Annotated in this window: 17 protein-coding genes and 1 pseudogene; 6 read left to right on the top strand and 12 right to left on the bottom strand. The window is 69.1% G+C overall.

All coding sequences use genetic code 11. The features are described 5' to 3' along the window. A partial coding sequence (gene ccsB / locus AAG827_RS06450) for a c-type cytochrome biogenesis protein CcsB (protein WP_341925046.1) occupies window positions 1-974 on the top strand: 974 nt, incomplete at its 5' end. Between the two features lie 114 nt (window positions 975-1,088). Here ccsB and AAG827_RS06445 read toward each other — a convergent pair. Continuing rightward, window positions 1,089-2,000, bottom strand: a complete 912-nt coding sequence (locus AAG827_RS06445) for a cation diffusion facilitator family transporter (RefSeq protein ID WP_341925044.1) — start codon at window positions 1,998-2,000, stop codon at window positions 1,089-1,091. 67 nt (window positions 2,001-2,067) lie between these two features. Between AAG827_RS06445 and AAG827_RS06440 the strand changes: the two genes are divergently transcribed. After that, window positions 2,068-2,691 carry a copper resistance CopC family protein gene (locus AAG827_RS06440; protein WP_341925043.1) on the top strand — a complete coding sequence of 208 codons (624 nt, stop codon included), beginning with the start codon at window positions 2,068-2,070 and terminating at the stop codon, window positions 2,689-2,691. Continuing rightward, window positions 2,688-4,736: a cytochrome c oxidase assembly protein gene (locus AAG827_RS06435; RefSeq protein ID WP_341925042.1), complete on the top strand. Its 2,049-nt coding sequence runs from the start codon at window positions 2,688-2,690 to the stop codon at window positions 4,734-4,736. Before AAG827_RS06440 ends, AAG827_RS06435 begins: the two co-directional genes overlap by 4 nt. A 19-nt stretch (window positions 4,737-4,755) precedes the next feature. Here the strand turns inward: AAG827_RS06435 and lnt are convergent. After that, window positions 4,756-6,135 (bottom strand): annotated as a pseudogene (gene lnt, locus AAG827_RS06430) (apolipoprotein N-acyltransferase); the annotation flags it as partial. A 61-nt stretch (window positions 6,136-6,196) separates the two neighbouring features. Here lnt and AAG827_RS06425 point away from each other — a divergent pair. Together AAG827_RS06425 and AAG827_RS06420 are read left to right on the top strand one after the other, a co-directional pair. Further along, complete coding sequence (locus AAG827_RS06425) at window positions 6,197-6,601, top strand: BlaI/MecI/CopY family transcriptional regulator (protein WP_341925041.1); 405 nt, start codon at window positions 6,197-6,199, stop codon at window positions 6,599-6,601. Then, on the top strand, window positions 6,598-7,554 hold the full coding sequence (locus AAG827_RS06420) for a M56 family metallopeptidase (protein WP_341925040.1): 957 nt from the start codon (window positions 6,598-6,600) through the stop codon (window positions 7,552-7,554). Before AAG827_RS06425 ends, AAG827_RS06420 begins: the two co-directional genes overlap by 4 nt. A gap of 25 nt (window positions 7,555-7,579) precedes the next feature. On the opposite strand, the gene AAG827_RS06415 is transcribed toward AAG827_RS06420, so the two are convergent. The 7 genes from AAG827_RS06415 to AAG827_RS06385 form a co-directional block, all read right to left on the bottom strand. Then, the gene (locus tag AAG827_RS06415) at window positions 7,580-8,104 is read right to left on the bottom strand and encodes a DUF3152 domain-containing protein (protein WP_341925039.1); all 525 of its coding nucleotides are present in this window, start codon (window positions 8,102-8,104) and stop codon (window positions 7,580-7,582) included. A gap of 284 nt (window positions 8,105-8,388) precedes the next feature. After that, window positions 8,389-8,982 carry a TlpA disulfide reductase family protein gene (locus tag AAG827_RS06410; RefSeq protein WP_341925038.1) on the bottom strand — a complete coding sequence of 198 codons (594 nt, stop codon included), beginning with the start codon at window positions 8,980-8,982 and terminating at the stop codon, window positions 8,389-8,391. A gap of 45 nt (window positions 8,983-9,027) precedes the next feature. Next, entirely contained in the window at window positions 9,028-9,780 is a 753-nt protein-coding gene (locus AAG827_RS06405) for a cation transporter (protein WP_341925037.1), read from the bottom strand. Continuing rightward, window positions 9,777-10,148 carry a metalloregulator ArsR/SmtB family transcription factor gene (locus AAG827_RS06400; protein ID WP_341925036.1) on the bottom strand — a complete coding sequence of 124 codons (372 nt, stop codon included), beginning with the start codon at window positions 10,146-10,148 and terminating at the stop codon, window positions 9,777-9,779. Before AAG827_RS06400 ends, AAG827_RS06405 begins: the two co-directional genes overlap by 4 nt. 428 nt (window positions 10,149-10,576) lie before the next feature. Next, complete coding sequence (locus AAG827_RS06395; RefSeq protein WP_341925035.1) at window positions 10,577-11,356, bottom strand: cytochrome c biogenesis protein CcdA; 780 nt, start codon at window positions 11,354-11,356, stop codon at window positions 10,577-10,579. Then, window positions 11,356-11,982, bottom strand: a complete 627-nt coding sequence (locus AAG827_RS06390) for a vitamin K epoxide reductase family protein (RefSeq protein ID WP_341925034.1) — start codon at window positions 11,980-11,982, stop codon at window positions 11,356-11,358. Before AAG827_RS06390 ends, AAG827_RS06395 begins: the two co-directional genes overlap by 1 nt. Further along, a complete protein-coding gene (locus AAG827_RS06385; RefSeq protein WP_341925032.1) occupies window positions 11,979-12,641 on the bottom strand; it encodes a thioredoxin domain-containing protein in 663 nt (220 codons plus the stop codon). Before AAG827_RS06385 ends, AAG827_RS06390 begins: the two co-directional genes overlap by 4 nt. 185 nt (window positions 12,642-12,826) lie before the next feature. On the opposite strand from AAG827_RS06385, the gene AAG827_RS06380 reads away from it, so the two are divergent. Next, window positions 12,827-13,294 carry a DUF3093 domain-containing protein gene (locus tag AAG827_RS06380; protein WP_341925030.1) on the top strand — a complete coding sequence of 156 codons (468 nt, stop codon included), beginning with the start codon at window positions 12,827-12,829 and terminating at the stop codon, window positions 13,292-13,294. 507 nt (window positions 13,295-13,801) lie between these two features. Here the strand turns inward: AAG827_RS06380 and AAG827_RS06375 are convergent. Genes AAG827_RS06375 through AAG827_RS06365 form a run of 3 tightly spaced genes read right to left on the bottom strand, consistent with a single transcriptional unit; the run spans window position 13,802 to window position 16,508 of the window. Continuing rightward, window positions 13,802-14,674, bottom strand: coding sequence for an FAD:protein FMN transferase (locus AAG827_RS06375; RefSeq protein ID WP_341925028.1), 873 nt, complete (start codon window positions 14,672-14,674; stop codon window positions 13,802-13,804). Then, window positions 14,671-15,123: an FMN-binding protein gene (locus tag AAG827_RS06370; protein WP_309647498.1), complete on the bottom strand. Its 453-nt coding sequence runs from the start codon at window positions 15,121-15,123 to the stop codon at window positions 14,671-14,673. The genes AAG827_RS06375 and AAG827_RS06370 overlap by 4 nt, the downstream gene beginning before the upstream one ends. A 14-nt stretch (window positions 15,124-15,137) precedes the next feature. Further along, a complete protein-coding gene (locus AAG827_RS06365; protein WP_341925026.1) occupies window positions 15,138-16,508 on the bottom strand; it encodes a ferredoxin reductase family protein in 1,371 nt (456 codons plus the stop codon). Window positions 16,509-16,720 lie beyond the last annotated feature (212 nt).

Below are 16,720 nucleotides of genomic sequence, written 5' to 3'. Positions count from 1 at the left end.
CAGGACCAGGAGCTCACCACATGACCCCCTCGCTCAGCACTTGGGCGCAACTGTCCAACAACCTCATCTACTCAGCCATCGCCGTCTACGCCGTCGCGATGCTCGCCCACGCGGCGCTCACCGCCCAGCGCATCACTAGCCGACCCCCGAGGGAACGCCGACTTGCGCTCACCGCCGTCGCCGGAGCAGGAGCGGCGGGCGTCCAGTCCGACGCGGCCCGCCCCGAGGAGGCCAACGGCGAGAAGGCGCAGTCGAGACACCAGCGGCTGCCTCCGATCGCCACCTCGCTCACGCTCCTGGCGCTCGGCCTCAACGTGGCAGCGGTGCTGACCCGAGGACTCGCTGCGCAGCGGGCCCCCTGGGGCAACATGTACGAGTTCGCGATGGTGGGGGCCGTGACGGCTGGAGCCGCCTACGTCGCATTCCTGCGCGTCGGGCCCGTCCGCGACCTCGGCGTGTGGATCGTCGGCCTCATCCTGCTCACCCTCGGGATGGCCGTCACCGTGCTCTACACCCCCGCAGATGCGCTCGTCCCCGTCCTCAACTCCTACTGGCTCGTCATCCACGTCGCGGCAGCCATCATCGCCGGCGGCGTCTTCACCCTCGGCGCCGTCGCGAGCGTCGTCTTCCTGGTGCGCTCGCGCCTCGACCCAGGAAGTCCCAGCCTGCGAATCCTGGAGAGGGTCAGCCACAAGGCCCACATGTTCGCCTTCCCGATCTGGACCTTCGCGGTCATGGCTGGCGCCGTCTGGGCGGAGAACTCGTGGGGCCGCTACTGGGGGTGGGACCCCAAGGAGACCTGGGCCTTCATCACGTGGGTGTTCTACGCCGCCTACCTCCATGCCCAGGCCACCACGGGATGGCGAGGCACCAAGGCGTCGTGGTTCGCCATCGCCGGCTACGCCGCGTTCCTGTTCAACTTCTTCGGCGTCAACATCTGGCTGCCGGGCCTCCACTCCTACGCGGGGGTCTGAATGCTGTCAGCGACCCTCGTCATCGGGCTATTCACCCTCGTCAGCACCCTCGGGCTCATGTACCTCATCGCCCGTGGCCGCAAGCGCGACCTGGAAGAGGACGACTGAGCCGACTCACCACGTGACTTCCTCGCAGTGCTTGGTGGGCTCGTCCTCGACCTGCAGGGTCGCGTGCTCGATGCCGTGATCGGACCTCAGCAGCCGCTGGGCCTCCAGGAGCACCGACTGTGAGTCCGCGCCAGGGCTGAGGACCAGGTGTGCGGTGGCGACGTTCATCCCAGACGTCAAGGACCAGGCGTGGAGGTCGTGCACGTCGCCCACACCCGGGACACCGGCGAGCTCGGTCGCGACGGCGTCGATGTCCAACCCCTCCGGGATGTGCTGGCCCAGCACGGCCAGCACCTGCCGCCCGAGCGTCACGGCGCGCACGGCGACGAACAGTCCGATCGCCAGGGCGACCAGGGTGTCCCAGTACGTGTCGCCCGTGACGATGATCAAGAGGGCGGCGATCATGACGCCCACGCTCCCGGCCGCATCGGCCACGACCTCGAAGTAGGCGCCCTTGATGTTGAGCGACTCCTTCGCCCCGCTGCGCAGGAGCAGGATCGAGACGACGTTGATGGCGAGCCCGATGAACCCGACCACCAGCACTGGCCCGGTCTGCACCTCGACGTCCTCACCGATCCGACTCACGGCCTCGATGACAACGTACGCCGACACGCCGAGCATGAGCAGCACCGTCAGGCCGGACGCGAAGATCTCGGCGCGGTAGGAGCCGTAGCTGCGACGGCCGGTGGTGTCGGGGCGGGCGGCGATCTTGGTCGCCAGCAGGGCGGCGCCGAGCGCCACCACGTCGGCGGCCATGTGCCCGGCGTCGGAGATCAGCGCCAGGGAGCCGGACACGATCCCCACGCTGAGCTCCACCACGAAGAAGGCCGCTACCAGCCCGAACGCGACCGCCAGCCGCCATCGGTGCTTGCCCGCACCAGAGGTCACCCCGTGACCGTGACCGTGTCCTGCACCCATGGGGGATCCTTCCCGCGTCTCATCTACGATGCTTCATAGTAGTTCAACTTCTGCGATCCGAGGTCCCATGTCTGTCGTCGCACGACCATCCTGGGCCCAGCCGACATTGTCGTCCTCGCTGGGCCGGGTGGTGGGCGTGCTGCTGATGACCGGCCTCCTGCTCGTCGCAACTGCACCGTCGAGCTCGGGGCACACCGACCTCGTCTCCTCCTCGCCGACAGACGGCTCCTCCGTCCCGGATGCCCCCACCGAGGTGGCCCTCGTCTTCAACCAGGACGTGAGCGCGCAGCTCAGCTCCGTCAGCCTGGCGACGGAGAGCGAGAGCGCCGTGGCGCTCGAGGTGAGCGCGGGTGAGACCGCGCAGACGATCGTGGCAGCGATTCCTCGCGACTCTCTCGCGGCGGGACCCTGGGTGGTGCGCTACCGCGTCACGTCGACCGACGGTCACCCCATCGTCGGCGATGTGTCCTTCGAGGTCACGGAGCCCCTCGCCACCCCGCCTCCTCCCACTGCATCCCGCGACGACGACGCGTCAGACGCCGCGCCTCCGGCTGGCGGTGAGGCTGCCCGCCCCGACCAGGAGCCAGCCTCGAGCGGCGGGACCACGATCCTCACCGGGGCCGCGCTCGGCCTGGCGTTCGCCGCTGCGCTCTTCCTCGCTTGCCGGCGCGCCCTGAGGAGCCGGTCGTGAGACGCACGACGACGGGTCTGGCCATCGTCCTCATCCCACCGGCCGTCGCCCTGGCCGTCCTGGCCCTCGTCGGCGGACTGGCCGCACTCGATGTCCCGGGGCTGCCCGATCCGGGCGCCGCCACCCGCATCGCCCTGCCTGCCCTGCAAGCACTGCGCGACCTTGCGGGCGCGCTGACGCTCGGACTTCTCGTCCTTGCGGCGTTCTGCGTTCCGCCCGAGGACGTCTCGCAGGCCAAGGTGCTCGGTGGCGCCCGGCGCCACCTGGTCGACATCGCGCTGGTCGTCGCGCTGGCCTGGAGTGCTCTTGGCCTGGGCCTGCTGACGTTCACCTACGCCGATGCCTCAGGCACACGACCGCTCTCTGCCGGCTTCGTCGAGCAGGCCGTCTTCTTCGCGACCAACTTCGACCTGGGTCGCTATCTCCTGGTCGGCTCCCTGACCTCCGCGCTGGCTGCCGCCGCCTGCTGGCTTGGACGCTCGGCGACCAGCATGATCGCGCCTCTGGTGCTGACGCTCATCGGCCTGTGGACCATCGCGCTGACGGGCCACGCGGCCGGAACCCTCAACCACGACGACTCCGTCGACCTGCAGTTCCTGCACCTGGTCGCTATCTCGGTCTGGTTGGGAGGAGCGCTGGTGCTGGCCTTCACACGACGGCGACTCGGCCCTCTCCTCGTGCCGACGCTGCGACGCTACTCGGTGCTCGCAGGCTGGTGCCTGGTCATCGTGGCCGTCTCCGGAGTCCTGGGGGCCTTCCTGCGGGTGCCCGAACCCTCTGACCTGTGGTCCGCCTACGGCGCCATCCTCGGGCTCAAGGCCGCGGCCGTGGGAGTCCTGGGGGCGCTCGGTTGGTGGCAACGACGCCGGCTGATCGACCGCGTCGCCGCCGGTCACACCAGCCTCTTCGGCCGGGTCATCCTGGTCGAGGTCATCACTCTCGCCGCCGCGGCCGGCGCAGGCGTCGCCCTGAGTCGCACCAGCCCGCCTCCTCCTCCCGGGGCCTCCGAGCCGCTCACTGCAGCCCAGTCCCTCATCGGCCGCGACCTGCCCCCACCCCTGGGCCTGAGCGAGTGGTTCACGCAGTGGAGCCTCGACACCCTGTGGCTGCTCATCGCGGTCTTCATGATCGCCTGGTACGCCGTCGCCGTACGTCGCCTCCGCCGTCGCGGCGACCGGTGGTCCTTGCCCCGGACGGGTGCCTGGATGACCGGCTGGATCCTCTTCATCTGGGCCACCAGCGGCTCTCCCGGCACCTACGGCGAGGTGCTGTTCAGCATGCACATGGTGCAGCACATGACCATCGCCACCGCCGTTCCTGCCTTCCTGGTCCTCGGCACCCCGGTCACATTGGCCCTGCGCGCGCTCAAGCGGCGCACGGACGGCTCGGCCGGGCCTCGCGAGTGGATCCAGCGGCTGGTCCTGTCCTTGCCGCTCCAGCTGCTCGGCGCCCCGCTCGTGGCCTCAGGACTCTTCATCGTCGGGTTGGTCGCCTTCTACTACTCCTCGCTCTTCCAGCTCTCGCTGGAGTCGCACACCGCCCACGTGGTGATGGTCGCCCACTTCCTGCTCTCCGGTTACCTCTTCGCCAACTGCCTCGTCGGTGCCGACCCGGGGCTGCACCGACCCAGCTTCCCCCTGCGGGTCCTGCTCCTGATGGTCACCTTCGGCTTCCACGCCCTGTTCTCGGTGTCACTGATGGCCAACGACACCGTCCTCGCCCCCGACTGGTTCGCCGCCCTCGGACGGCCCTGGGGCGCGACCGCAATCGACGACCAGAAGCTGGGAGCCTCGATCGGATGGGCCCTGGGCGACTACCCGCTCGCGATCATGGCAGCGGCCCTCATCTTCCTCTGGGTGCAGGCCGATCGTCGCGAGCGCACCCGCTTCGACCGCCGCGAGGACCGCGACGGGGGCTCCGAACTCGCCGGCTACAACGACTACCTGCGGACGCTGCGCGACGGCACCACGCCGCCAGGAGACCGAGGCCGGCCGCCACCAGGGCGACCGCGTGCCACAGACCGGACCAGCGCACCGCTGGAGTGAGGTCGCTCGACAGCGGCACCTGCTCCACCAGCACCGCCTGCTTCTCGACCGCAGCGCGAGCGACGACATCTCCGGTGGGACCGATGACCCCGCTCACCCCGTTCGTCGATGCCACGACCACCGCGCGACCCGTCTCGGCGGCGCGGGCCCGCGTGATGGCGAACTGCTGCTCGGGCTGGTCTGTGCCGACGAAGGTGGCGTTGCTGGTCTGGACGACCACCACCTGCGCTCCGTTGCCCACCTGGGGCACCACGACGTCGTCGTAGGCGACGTCGAAGCAGATGGCGTCGGCCACGCGGACCCCGTCGATGACCAGGGGCTCGGACCCGGTCCCCGCGACCATGTCGCGAGGGATCCGCTCGAAGCGGGGCGACAGTCCCTCCAGGACCGAGCGGAAGGGGATGTACTCGCCGAACGGCACGGGATGGTGCTTGGTGTAGCGCGTCGCTCCGGGACCCTCGAGGTCCCACACGATCCCCTCGTTGAGAACCTGGTCCGAGGTGGCCCCGTCGGTGAGTGCTCCCACGAGCACCGGCACGCCGATCGCGCCGACCGCCTGCTCGATCGCGGCTCTCGCCACGCCATCGGTGACGGGATCGACCGCGGTCGCGTTCTCGGGCCAGATGACCAGATCGGGCCGGGCCAGCTCACCCTGTCCGACCCGTGTCGCGAGATCGGCGGTCGCGACCATGTGGTTGCGTGTGACCTCACGATGGTTGCTGCCGACGTCGTTGCCGGCTCCTGGCACGCCCCCCTGGACGACGGCAACCGTCCACGTCCCCTCCTGCTCGACGACGAACGGGACGGCAAGCGGCGCCAGGCTGACCGCCACGGCCGTGCCGCACAGGCTGGCTCGGAGTCGACTCGGACGCCGCGCCAGACCGGCCCCGAGCGCAGCCAGCGTGACGAGCACGAACCCGGTGCCGGTCACGCCGACGTAGGGCAGGAGGCCGACCCACGCGGTGTCGACCGCGGCGTAGCCCAGTCGCCCCCAGGGAAGACCACCGAGGGGCCACTGACCACGGATGATCTCGATGGTGGACCACAGGCCGCCCACCCACAGCGGACCACCCGGCAGTCCCATGACGACGCGAGCGCCGAGTGCGAACAACACGGTCCAGGCCGTCTGCGCCAGAGCCAGCCCGCCCCAGGCGCCGAGGGCGATCGAGTCCACGAGCCACCAGAGCAGGATTGCAAAGAACATGGCGCCGAAGCTGGCCCCGAGGAGGGCAGCCTGTCGCCACGACGCACCGTGGAGCAGCCAGATCAGCACGCCCAGGGCCACGAGCGTGCTCCAGCCGGCCCCGGGCAGCATGCCGCCCCCGGCCAGGAGCGCTCCAGCGAGCCCGGCAGCTGCGGTCGATCTCCACACTCGGACTGGAGCCGTGCGCACGGGCATGGGATCCTTCATCTGGGGCAGAGATCGATGAATCGACTACTACGCTCGATAGTATCGGCCCGTGGAAAGCAAGGTTCAGGACATGAAGCAGCTCGGTGAGCTCGAAGCGGTCGTCATGGACCGCCTGTGGCAGTGGCAGCACCCCGTGGCGGTCCGCGAGGTGCTCGAAGACCTCCAGACAGAGCGCCACCTCGCCTACACGACGGTCATGACCGTGCTCGACAACCTGCACAGGAAGGGCTTCGTGCGACGTGAGAAGGACGGCCGCGCCTACCAGTACGTTGCCACCACGTCGCGCGAGGAGCACACGGCCGACATGCTCGAGCAGGTCCTGTCGGCGAGCTCGGACCGCGGTGCGACGCTCCTGCACTTCGTCGGGCAGATGTCGCAGGCCGAGCTCGACGAGCTGCGCTCGGCACTGTCGTCAGTGGAGACCGACCCGACCCAGAGTGGCCCGAGTCGATGATCGCACCACTGATCCTGGTCGGCTTCGCCGTGATCGCCTCGGCCCTCGGACAGCATCTGCTCTCCCGGGCCTCGTGGGTGCACACCTCTCCCCACTGGGGCATCTGGGCCTGGCAGGCGCTGACGATCGCCGTGGCCGGCGCAGTCGTCCTCGTCCCGGTCACCCTGGCGATCCCCCTGCTGCCGATCAGCTCTCGACTGGCAGAGCTGCTGCAGACCACGACCTTCCACCTGGTGGAGCACTACAACACCCCCGGCGGGGGTTGGCTCGCACTGCTCGCCCTGCTTCTCGCGTTCCTGCTCGTCTCCCGCATCGGTTGGCTCGCCGCAGCGAACGTGCACCGCGCCGCGCACCGCCGTCGCAAGCAGCTCGACGCGCTCACGCTGGTCGGACGCGACCACCCTGACGGATTCGTCGTCGTCGAGCATGACGTGCCCTTCGTCTACTGCCTGCCGGGACGGCGTCGACGCGTCGTCGTCACCAGCAGCGTGTTGGATCTGCTGAGCGCCCACGAGCTGACGCTGGTCCTCGCCCACGAGCGGACCCACCTGCGCGTCCGTCATGACATCGCCCTTGCTCTCGCCGAGGCGTTGGCCCGCACCTTCGCGCTACTCCCCCTGTTTCGTCAGGCTCACGACGAGATCACGACCCTGGTCGAGATGCAGGCCGACGATGCGGCTCAGGACATCGCAGACCGCAGCGCGCTCGCGCACGCCCTGGTGACACTGACCACTGGCAACGGCGCCCTGGCCGGCGCCTCGGTGACGCACTCGAACCAGGTGTCCCTCGCCCGGGTCCGACGTCTGATGAGCCCGGCCGTGCGACCGATGCGAGTTCGACACGCAACGGCCCTCGGGGTCGCGACGGCCTTGCTGATCTCGGCGCCACTCGGGCTGGCGATCGCACCTGCCGTCGAGGCCGCCACCCAGGACTGCTGCAGCCTGACCGACTGAGCCTGTCAGGGCGCCTGCAGCGTGATCAGGCCACTCCCGGCCACGGGTTGCGGGCGCAGCCGTCCAGACCGTAGGTCTGTTGCAGCATCACCGGAGCCGGCTCCCCTGCACCCGGGCACTCGACGTGGGGCTCGCCCAGCGCGTGACCGACCTCGTGGTTCACGACGTAGCGGCGGTAGTCGCCCAGCCGTCCGCGATAGTCGGAGATCCCGAACGCCCATCTCCTCGCGTTGATGACGACCAAGGCCCCGTTGCGGCACGAGACCCTCCCACGGGTCTCGAGAGGAGCGCACATGAGGTCCGTCGTGGCCGGACTCGCGACCACGATGCGCAGATCGCCGCGCCCCGGGACCTGAACGAACGGCGCAGCGCCTCGCGCGCTCCACCCCCGCTCGTCCTCGAGGACCTTGCCGATCACCTCGGCGGTCCGCCCGGGCACGAAGGGAAGGTCGACCTCGATCTCCACGGTGAAGCTGACCGCCTCCCCCGGGTCCTGCTGCGCCGGGCGCACCGGCGCGACGGCGAAACGCCCCGAGCCCTGCACCGGCACGCGCACGCGGGAGGGCGCCGGCGACCGGCCCACCTCCGAGACGACCTCGCGAGGACCGGACGCGCGTCCCGGTGGGTAGGTGGTCCGTGGCTGCGTCGCCCTGACGGAGGCAGCCGGTGACGCTTTCCAGACCGGGTCGACGGTGAGACCCTCCTCGGAGGAGGCACTCAGCAGGTCTAGGGGGCCGGTGAGGGCCACAACGGCAGCAACCCCCGCAGCAAGCAGGACACCGACGAACGGGACGCGCCGCGTCGTCGTCCCGGCCCGGTGGCGAGGCTCGAGGCTCACGGCTCCGCGACGACTTCGTCGACCAGCGCCTTCAACGTCCGGTAGGTGACGATGCCGACGACTCGTGCGGCGATGCGTCCCTCACGGTCGACGACGACCGTGCTGGGGACCGCAGCGGTGGCGAGCGCGCCGCCGAACGCCGGGAGCGCCTGGTCGCTGTCATCGGAGACGACGCTGTCGTAAGGCACCTCGAATCCTCGCTCGAAGGCGCGCGCCGCCGCGTCGTTGTCTCGCACGTTGATGCCGACGAAGGTGGCCTGATCCGCCGTCTCCCTCGCCACCCGGGCCAGCGCGGGCGCTTCCTTGCGGCACGGTCCACACCACGAACCCCACACGTTGAAGACCGCGACCCGGCCCGCAAGGTCGGCGCTGTCGAAGGCTGCACCCGACAGGAGCCTGGCCCGGAATGGCGTCACGGCCTCACGATCCTCCGGCGCGAACTGCTCCTGCACCGGGCCACCAACCTCGCTCTGCGCCGCCGACTCGGAGTCGCGCTGGGTCACGAGCCATGCCACGCCGCCGAGCAGCACGAGCGCGAGCAACGTGATCAAGGAACCCTTCAGGTTCCGGTCGTGCGTGGGAGTCGACACCGTCACACCTCGTTTCTACTAGGCATCCTAGTAGGTCGTGGGTGGTCAGAGGGAACGGGAGTCGCGCCCGATGGCGATCTCAACGTCCTCGACTCCTGGGGAGCCGCCTGCGCAGCACGGCGACGTGCAGACGTCTGCTGGGCCGCAGCCGTCTGCCGATGCCCCCTGGTGGCTGTGGACTGAACCCGGAGCACAGCACCCTTCGCCCCGCCAGGCCTGGACTCCCTCGCGCAGGGCGATCGCCGCGATGACCAGCCCGGCCACCGGATCGGCCCAGCTCCACCCCCACAGCGCATTCACGAGCAGACCCACGAGCAGGACGGCCGAGAGATAGGTGCACAGCAACGTCTGCGTGCCGTCCGCCACGACGGCGTTCGAGCCCAGGGCCCGGCCCGTTCGCCGCTGCGCCCACGAGACAAACGGCATGACGCACAACGACACCGAGGCCAGGACGATGCCGACGGGCGAGGCGTCCGCGTCATGGCCTCCAACCAGCGCCCGCGTCGACTCGAAGCCGACGTAGCCAGCCAGCACGAAGAAAGAGATCGACATCAGCCGGAGCGCCAGCTTCTCCCGCGACTCCGGAAGGGCATGACTGAACTGCCACAAGATGATGAGCCCGCTGGAGACTTCGACGGTGGAGTCCAGGCCGAAGCCCACGAGGGCCACGGACCCGGCGGCCAGACCGGCGCCGATGGCGATCACCGCCTCCGCCACGTTGTAGGTGACCGAGAAGAGCGCCAGCCGCTTGGCCCGACGGCCCAGCACCTCGCGGGGGGCCACGACCGGAGCGGTCACGAGGCCTCACCGCCGGACGTCGTGGACGCGACGCCGTACGTCGGACAGAGTGCGACCGCGTCGCCCGTGAGCCCGAGCAGCCGTTCGGCGGCCGACCACAGATCCATCAGCGCATGGGGATGATTGAGCGTGTAGACGGTCGCGCGTCCCTCGACCCTTGAGGAGACCAAGCCGCAGCCGCGCAGGCACGCGAGATGTTGGGAGACGGTGCTCTGGGCAAGCCCTATCTGGGTGGTGAGGTCCACGACCCGGTGCTCCCCCAGGGCGAGGTGCCGCAGGATCGCCAGACGTGAGGGATCGCTGAAGCCGTGGAAGAGCGCCGCAGCGGTCGCCAGGTCAATGACCTTCGGCGGCCCGTCGGCGAGCACGCCCGGATCATCGACCTGAGACTTTGTCATCGGCATAGGACGATGCTAGCAGAGCGCGGATGGTGTCGACAGGTTGTGCGACCGCGATTGCTGTGCTGGCCCTAACGGCTTGTCTTCACGGCAGCAGCGGTCCTCCGCAGGGCCGGTGCAAAACGATGTCTTGTCACGTTCGTCGCCACGGGCCAGAGGGTCGGACAGTAGGCGCTGACCGCCGTCGCGAGGCACGGCAAGGTTCACCCAACCTCTCAGGGTGGCACCGCCACAACCACGGCGGGGGACGCTCTGCGACGCGGTCCGCCGCACCTGCTGGCACCGTTCTGGCCTCCACGTTCAGTCACCGGGCCGGCCTCCATTGCGTGCGGCGCCTGCTCGACGAGATGACACGGCGCCGCTCCACGACCATCCATGTCAGTCCCGACGTCGCGCCGTCACAGGGGCGTGGTCCAGGCACCCACCCAGACCTGCACCTGGGCGATGAGCTCTGACCACAGCCCGGAAACCTGGAGGAGCCCCAGCAGGACCAGTACGCCTCCGCCTGCACGGGCGATGCCGCGAGCGTGTCGACGCGCCACGTCGAATGCTCGCATGGCCCGCGTCAGTGACAGGGCGGCGAGGATGAAAGGCACACCGAGGCCACAGCTGTAGGCGAACGAGAGGACCGCGCCCCGACCCGCGGTCGCGCTGGACGTGGCCAGGGTCAGGACGGCCGCCAGGGCCGGCCCGATGCAGGGGGTCCAGCCGACGCCGAAGACCACGCCCAGAAGGGGCGCCCCCGCGAGGCCGGTGCGGGGTCGGAAGCGTGGGCGAACGGTCCTGCTCAGTCCCGGCACCTTCTCCGCCATGCCTGCGAAGAGCAGCCCGAGGATGATCGTGATGACGCCGGACACCCGGATCACCGTGTCCTGGTGGCGCACGAGCTGGGAGCCGAAGGCACCGAACAGGGCCCCGTAGCTGGTGAAGACAGCAGCGAACCCCGCCACGAAGAGCAAAGCTCCGAGGAGCGTACGTGTGCTGGACCCGACCTCCTCCCCCCGGAGCTCGCGCGTGACCACGGAGTCCTCACCGGCGACACCGGCGACATAGGAGAGATAGCCGGGCACCAACGGCAGGGCGCAGGGCGAAAAGAACGACACGAGCCCGGCCAGCATCGCGATGGGCACGGCCACCAGCAATGACCCCGTGAGGACCGCGTCCTGCACGTCCTGCATCACAGCAGGGTGGACCAATAGGTCCAGAAGCGCTGGGCGATGAGCACCACGATGGCCACGACGATCAGCGTCAGGACGAGCGCATGGCTGCGGTGCAGGCTACCGACGCCGCGCGACTCAGCCAGGCGGGAGCCGAGCACGCCGGCACCGAGGTTGCGACGTGTGACGTACCACCAGATCGGGATCACCACCGCCCACACGATCATGCAGTACGGGCACAGGGCCCCGATCCGATAGAGGCTCTGAAAGATCAGCCACCCGACAAACGTGACACCGAGCGTGGCACCCACCTGAAGACCCAGCCAGTACCACCGGGGCAGGCGGGCGCCAGCAATCAGCGCCACACCGGTCGTGACGAGCACGGGGAACGCCGCCACGCCGATCAGCGGGTTGGGGAACCCGAAGACTTCCGCCTGTTCGGTCGTCATGATCGATCCGCAGCTCAGCACCGGATTGAGGCTGCAGCTCGGCACGTAGCTGGGGTCTTTGAGCAGCGCGATCTTCTCGACGACCAGCACGAAGGCCGCAAGCCCCCCAACCACTCCGCCTATGAGCAGCACCCACGCGAGGACGCGATCGCTGGCGCGCGTCCGTCCCGGCGCTTGCGGTGTCGTCGCGTCGTTCACTCGGCCAGCGCGTCCTCGACGGCCAGGATCAGGTCCTCACCCGAGCGCAGCTCCACCGGCTCGCCGTCGACGAAGAAGGTCGGCGTGCCCTGCACCCCGAGCTCGATGCCGTCGTCCATGTCCTTCTTCACCCGTGCCGCTACCTCGGGCGAGTCGTAGTCGGTGTCGTACTGGGTCATGTCCAGGCCGAGGTCCTCGGCGTAGGACCGGAAGAGGTCGTCCAGGGGCTCGCTGCCCTCACCCCAGCTGGACTGGGTCTCGTACATCTTCTGGTACATCTCCTCGAACTTGCCCTGCCGTGCCGCCGACTCGACCGAGCGCGCTGCACGTTCGGCGTTGAAGTGGCCAGGTAGCGGGAAGTACCGCGCGACGAAGGTAACGCGCCCTTCATACTCATCGCGCAACTGCTCGACGAAGGGGTACGCCGCCCCGCAGGCTTCGCACTCGAAGTCCAGGAACTCTACGAGCGTCACGTCACCCGCGTCGGCTGGCTGACCCAGTACGTGGCTGTCGTCACGCACCAGCACGGACTCCTCCTCGGCCGTTGTCACGGCACTCGGCCCGTCACCACCCCGATCCGGTAGGAACACCAGCATGCCCGCCAGGATGAGCGTCACCACGACGGCGAGCGCTATCGAAATCTTGGTCTGCTTCTCCACTGTTCCTCCGCACCTCGGCTGCTCTACTATGAAGCATCGTAGACGCTGCGCGGTCACGATCCGTCGACGACTGCCTGGCCGATCGTAGGTTCACCCGCACCGGCGGAGCGTGAGGCTCTTCGAGGTCTTGCGCCTTCGCAAGCGATAGCAACTACCAACATGTCCTCATCCAAGGAGCGCGGCCTGTGGCGAGCATCCCGGCGTTTCGCGAGCGGCTCCGCGTTCCCCTTCGTTGGTGGGCACTGGGGAGCTTGATGGTTTCCACCTTCTGGCTCGCGATGGTCGTTGCCATCCCTCCGGCGGTCGCCTGGGGAATCTCCGTCTTCGTCATGCTCGTCCTTGCGATGGGGCTCACTGTCTACGGAAGCGCCCGCATCGTCGTAGACGACGACCAACTTCAAGCCGGGAGAGCCAACATTGGGATGCACTTCATTGGCGACGTCCTGGCGTTGGATGCCGAAGCGACACGCCAATTGTCGGGACCGATCGCAGACGCACGCGCGTTCCTTGTACTGCGGCCCTACATACGCTGCGCCGTGCGCATCGACATCAACGACCCTCAGGACCCAACGCCCTACTGGCTTATAAGCACTCGGCGCGCCGCAGAGCTCGCAGATGCGCTCGACCAGATTCGCCCCTCAACCCAGCGCTGATGGGGCAGACGGCGCCCATCGCGAGCCGCGACCAGCCGATGCCGTCACGTCCGCTCATCGCGGACGCTTGTTGGACTTGAGCGCAGCCTACGGCGACTCGCCACCCTTCTCTAGGAGCGGTGTCTGACAACTCGTTTGGTGCAAAGGAAGTCGCATCCTGTCGAGTCTGTTGACACGGCAAGTGATGATCAGGCGGTCGTGATGGGGCACTCATTCGGGTGACGCAGTAGCAGGTCTACTCGAGCCGGACGCGCAACCACCGCACCCAGCAATGCGTGAGATTCGAAGGAGTTGGCTACTGACCACGAGCTGGCCGAGGCCTGGCATCAGGCCGGCATTCGCGACAACCGTGGTGCAATTTGTCGATCAACCTCAACGTTTGCCCAGGTTGATAGGCGTCAGACAGTCACTACGACGACATATCGCGCTTGTGCAGGCAGAACTCGAACTCAGCAGCCCGAGCCCGAGACCCCGAGCCCTGCGCTCGGGGTCGTCGCATTCTCAGTGCTACTCCGCCGCGGTGCGGTTCGTGGCGGGGACCGACCACGCCGTGAGAGTTGGGAGCGGCACCTGGCCCAGTTCGGCACGGGCCTCGAAGCCGTCGGTGTACCAGTAGTCGCCCTCGGGAGTGACGGCGTAGGCGTCGAGGCCGTCGATGGCGTCGATCCAGGTCCGTGCATCGTGGCCCATGGCGAAGGCGGCGGTCGCCGCCCAGTCCACGAGCGTCAGGTCGCTGCCGACGACACTGATCGAGGCCAAGTCCTGCGGGGGGCGTGCGGTGATGGGATTGATGATGTGGTGGCCCCGTTCGGCGGTCCCCGACGTGGCGACCGCGAGCCCCGGTGAGGGTGCCTGCGGAGCGTTGACGACAGCCACGAGTCGGCCAGGGTCGCGTGGGTCCGAGATCCCAACACGCCAGAGCTCGCCGGTCTCGGGCACTCCCACGCACCGCACGTCGCCGCCGGCGCTGATGCAGTGGTGCTGCGAGCCTGCGCGGCGCAGCATCTGGGAGGCGAGCTCGACGCTCCACCCCTTCACCATGCCGGACGGATCGAGTCGGCCGTCGTAGCGCTCGGTGAAGTGACCTCCGCTGATCGCGGCTGCCTCTCGACACAGGCGAAGGACGTGGCGCACCTCCGGGGCGCAGTCGGCGATCTCGAGCGTCTCCGCCGCGAGGCGAGAGACCTGGCTGCTGGGTCGGTAGGTGCTGAACGTCGCATCCACCCAGCGCCACCACGCGACGACGTCGTCGAGGGCCGCGGAGGCAGGGTCGAGGTCGCGGACGTCCACGGTGAAGACGGTGCCCATCACGGACACGATGCGACGCTGCCCCAGGACGTAGTCGAGCTCGTTGCGGTCCGCTCCTGCACGTGCGCTCATGCCTTCGCCTCCGCCGAGGTGGGTGCGACCGACGATGCCTGGGTCTTGCTCGACGCAGCGAGCTGGTCGAGGGCCGACTGCAGCGAGCTGGCGTAGCCCTGGCTCGTGTACGTCGCGCCCGACACCGCGTGGATGCCTGCGCTCTGGGCCGCGATCGCCTCACGCCGAAGCAGGGGCTGCGAGTAGTCGGCGATCTGTCCGGACTGCCCGCCCGTGGGAAGCTGGAGCGCCTTCACGTCGGTGATGCGCCCACCCGCGACCACCACCTCGACCTGGACGGGTCCGTAGCGGGTGTTGATGACGGGCCCGGTGCTCGTGCCGGCTGCGGTGGCCGACAGCGAGCTCGAGCCCTGGAGCGCGAACGGGGTGGGTGAGGTGGCGGCCTTGCCGCCCAGGAGGAGCAGGACCCCGAGGACGGTGCCTGCGGTCGCGAGTGCTGGTCTGTTCATCGGTGACGCTCCCTCTAGAAGGTGAACTGCTCGGAGTGGATGTGGCGTGCCGGGAGCTCGCAGCGCAACAGGCTGTCGCGTGCGGCCTCCATGAAGCGCGGGGGCCCGCAGACGAAGGCGTCGCGTGCGGCGAGTCCGGTCACGAGGTCGCCCAGTCGGCGACCCACGAGGACGTCGCCGTCGCCCCCGGGCAGGCCGAGGGCGTAGTGCACCTCCACGTGGGCTGCTCGTGCGAGCTCCTCGAGCTCGGCGGCGAAGATGAGCTCCTCGGGCTGGTTGGCGCGGTAGACGAGCGTGACGGGGCCGGTCTCGGGGCCGAGGTGCTCGAGCATGGTGCGCAGCGGCGTGATGCCGATGCCGCCGGCGAGCAGGAGGACCCCGTGACCGCGGCGGCGCGCGGGCGTGAAGGCGCCGTAGGGGCCTTCGGCGATGACGCGCACGCCGGGTCGGAGCCCCTGCAGGTCGCGGCTGTGGTCACCGAGGTCCTTGACGGTGATCCGCATCTGGCCCGTGGTCGGCAGGGCCGAGAGGGAGAAGGGGTGTGACTGCCACCATCCGCGGGCCGTAAGGAAGCGCCAGCGGAAGAACTGACCGGGTTGGGCTCCGAGCCGGTCCAGGTCGGTCCCGGACACCACGATCGAGACGACGTCGGGGCCCTCCTGGACCACGGCGGCGACGCGCAACTGGTGACGCAGGGCGTCACGGACAGGGACCAGCCAGCGGTACCACAGCAGAGCAGCGGCGACCGCGGCGTACAGCGTGATCCAGGCAGCCTTCGCCCAGCCCGTCTGGAAGTCGGCACCGGCCGAGAGGACGTGCAGGAAGCTGAGGCCCACGGCGGCGTAGGTGAGCAGGTGCAGCAGGTACCAGGTCTCATACGACACGCGCTCGCGCACCTTGCGTGCCGAGACGAGCCCGACGAGCAGGAGCAAGGCGAAGCCGATCGTGGCCAGCAGGACGTCGGGGATGACGAAGATCATCACCTTCGTCTGGGCCAGGAAGCCGGTCTGCGAGGTGAGCGCGTAGCCCCAGGTGAGGAGCAGCGCGTGCGCGCTCAGCAGGCTGATCAGGTACCTCCCACCCATGGCGTGCCACCGGGCCAGACGGTCCGAGCCGAGTCCGTGCTCGATCCAGGGGGCGCGGCTCATCAGGAGGAGCACCACCGCGACGGTGTAGCCGCCGTAGAGCCCGGTCAGTCGCCCGGCAGCGGTGAGCCAGTCCCCGATGCCGGCCATCCCCGTGGCGTCGTGCCACCACAGGACGGTGGTGGCGACGGCACCGGTGACCACCGCGATCAGCAGGGAGCGCTCCGAGAAGGTCCGGCTACGCCGGGGACCTGCCTGTGGGGTGCTGGGGCACCGGGTGGCGGTGGTGATGGTGGACATGGCTTCTCCGGTCAGAGGATGGCGAGAGCTGGTGCGTGACCCGATGGTGCGCGGTGGAAGGTGCCGACAACCTGAACGCCTTCGTCGTCGCTGGACCGGTGGGCTCCGTGTCGACCGGTCAGGTGAGGTGCAGGTGAAGCGTGGGAACGTCGATCATGCGATCTACGTCCCCTCTGGCCCGCCATGCTGAGAGACTCGGAGGGAAGGGGTGA

It is taken from the genome of Nocardioides psychrotolerans (assembly GCF_943371775.1).
Classification (GTDB): domain Bacteria; phylum Actinomycetota; class Actinomycetes; order Propionibacteriales; family Nocardioidaceae; genus Nocardioides; species Nocardioides psychrotolerans_A.
Note: the sequence above shows the minus strand (reverse complement) of the source record. Positions and strands in the feature narration are given on the sequence as shown.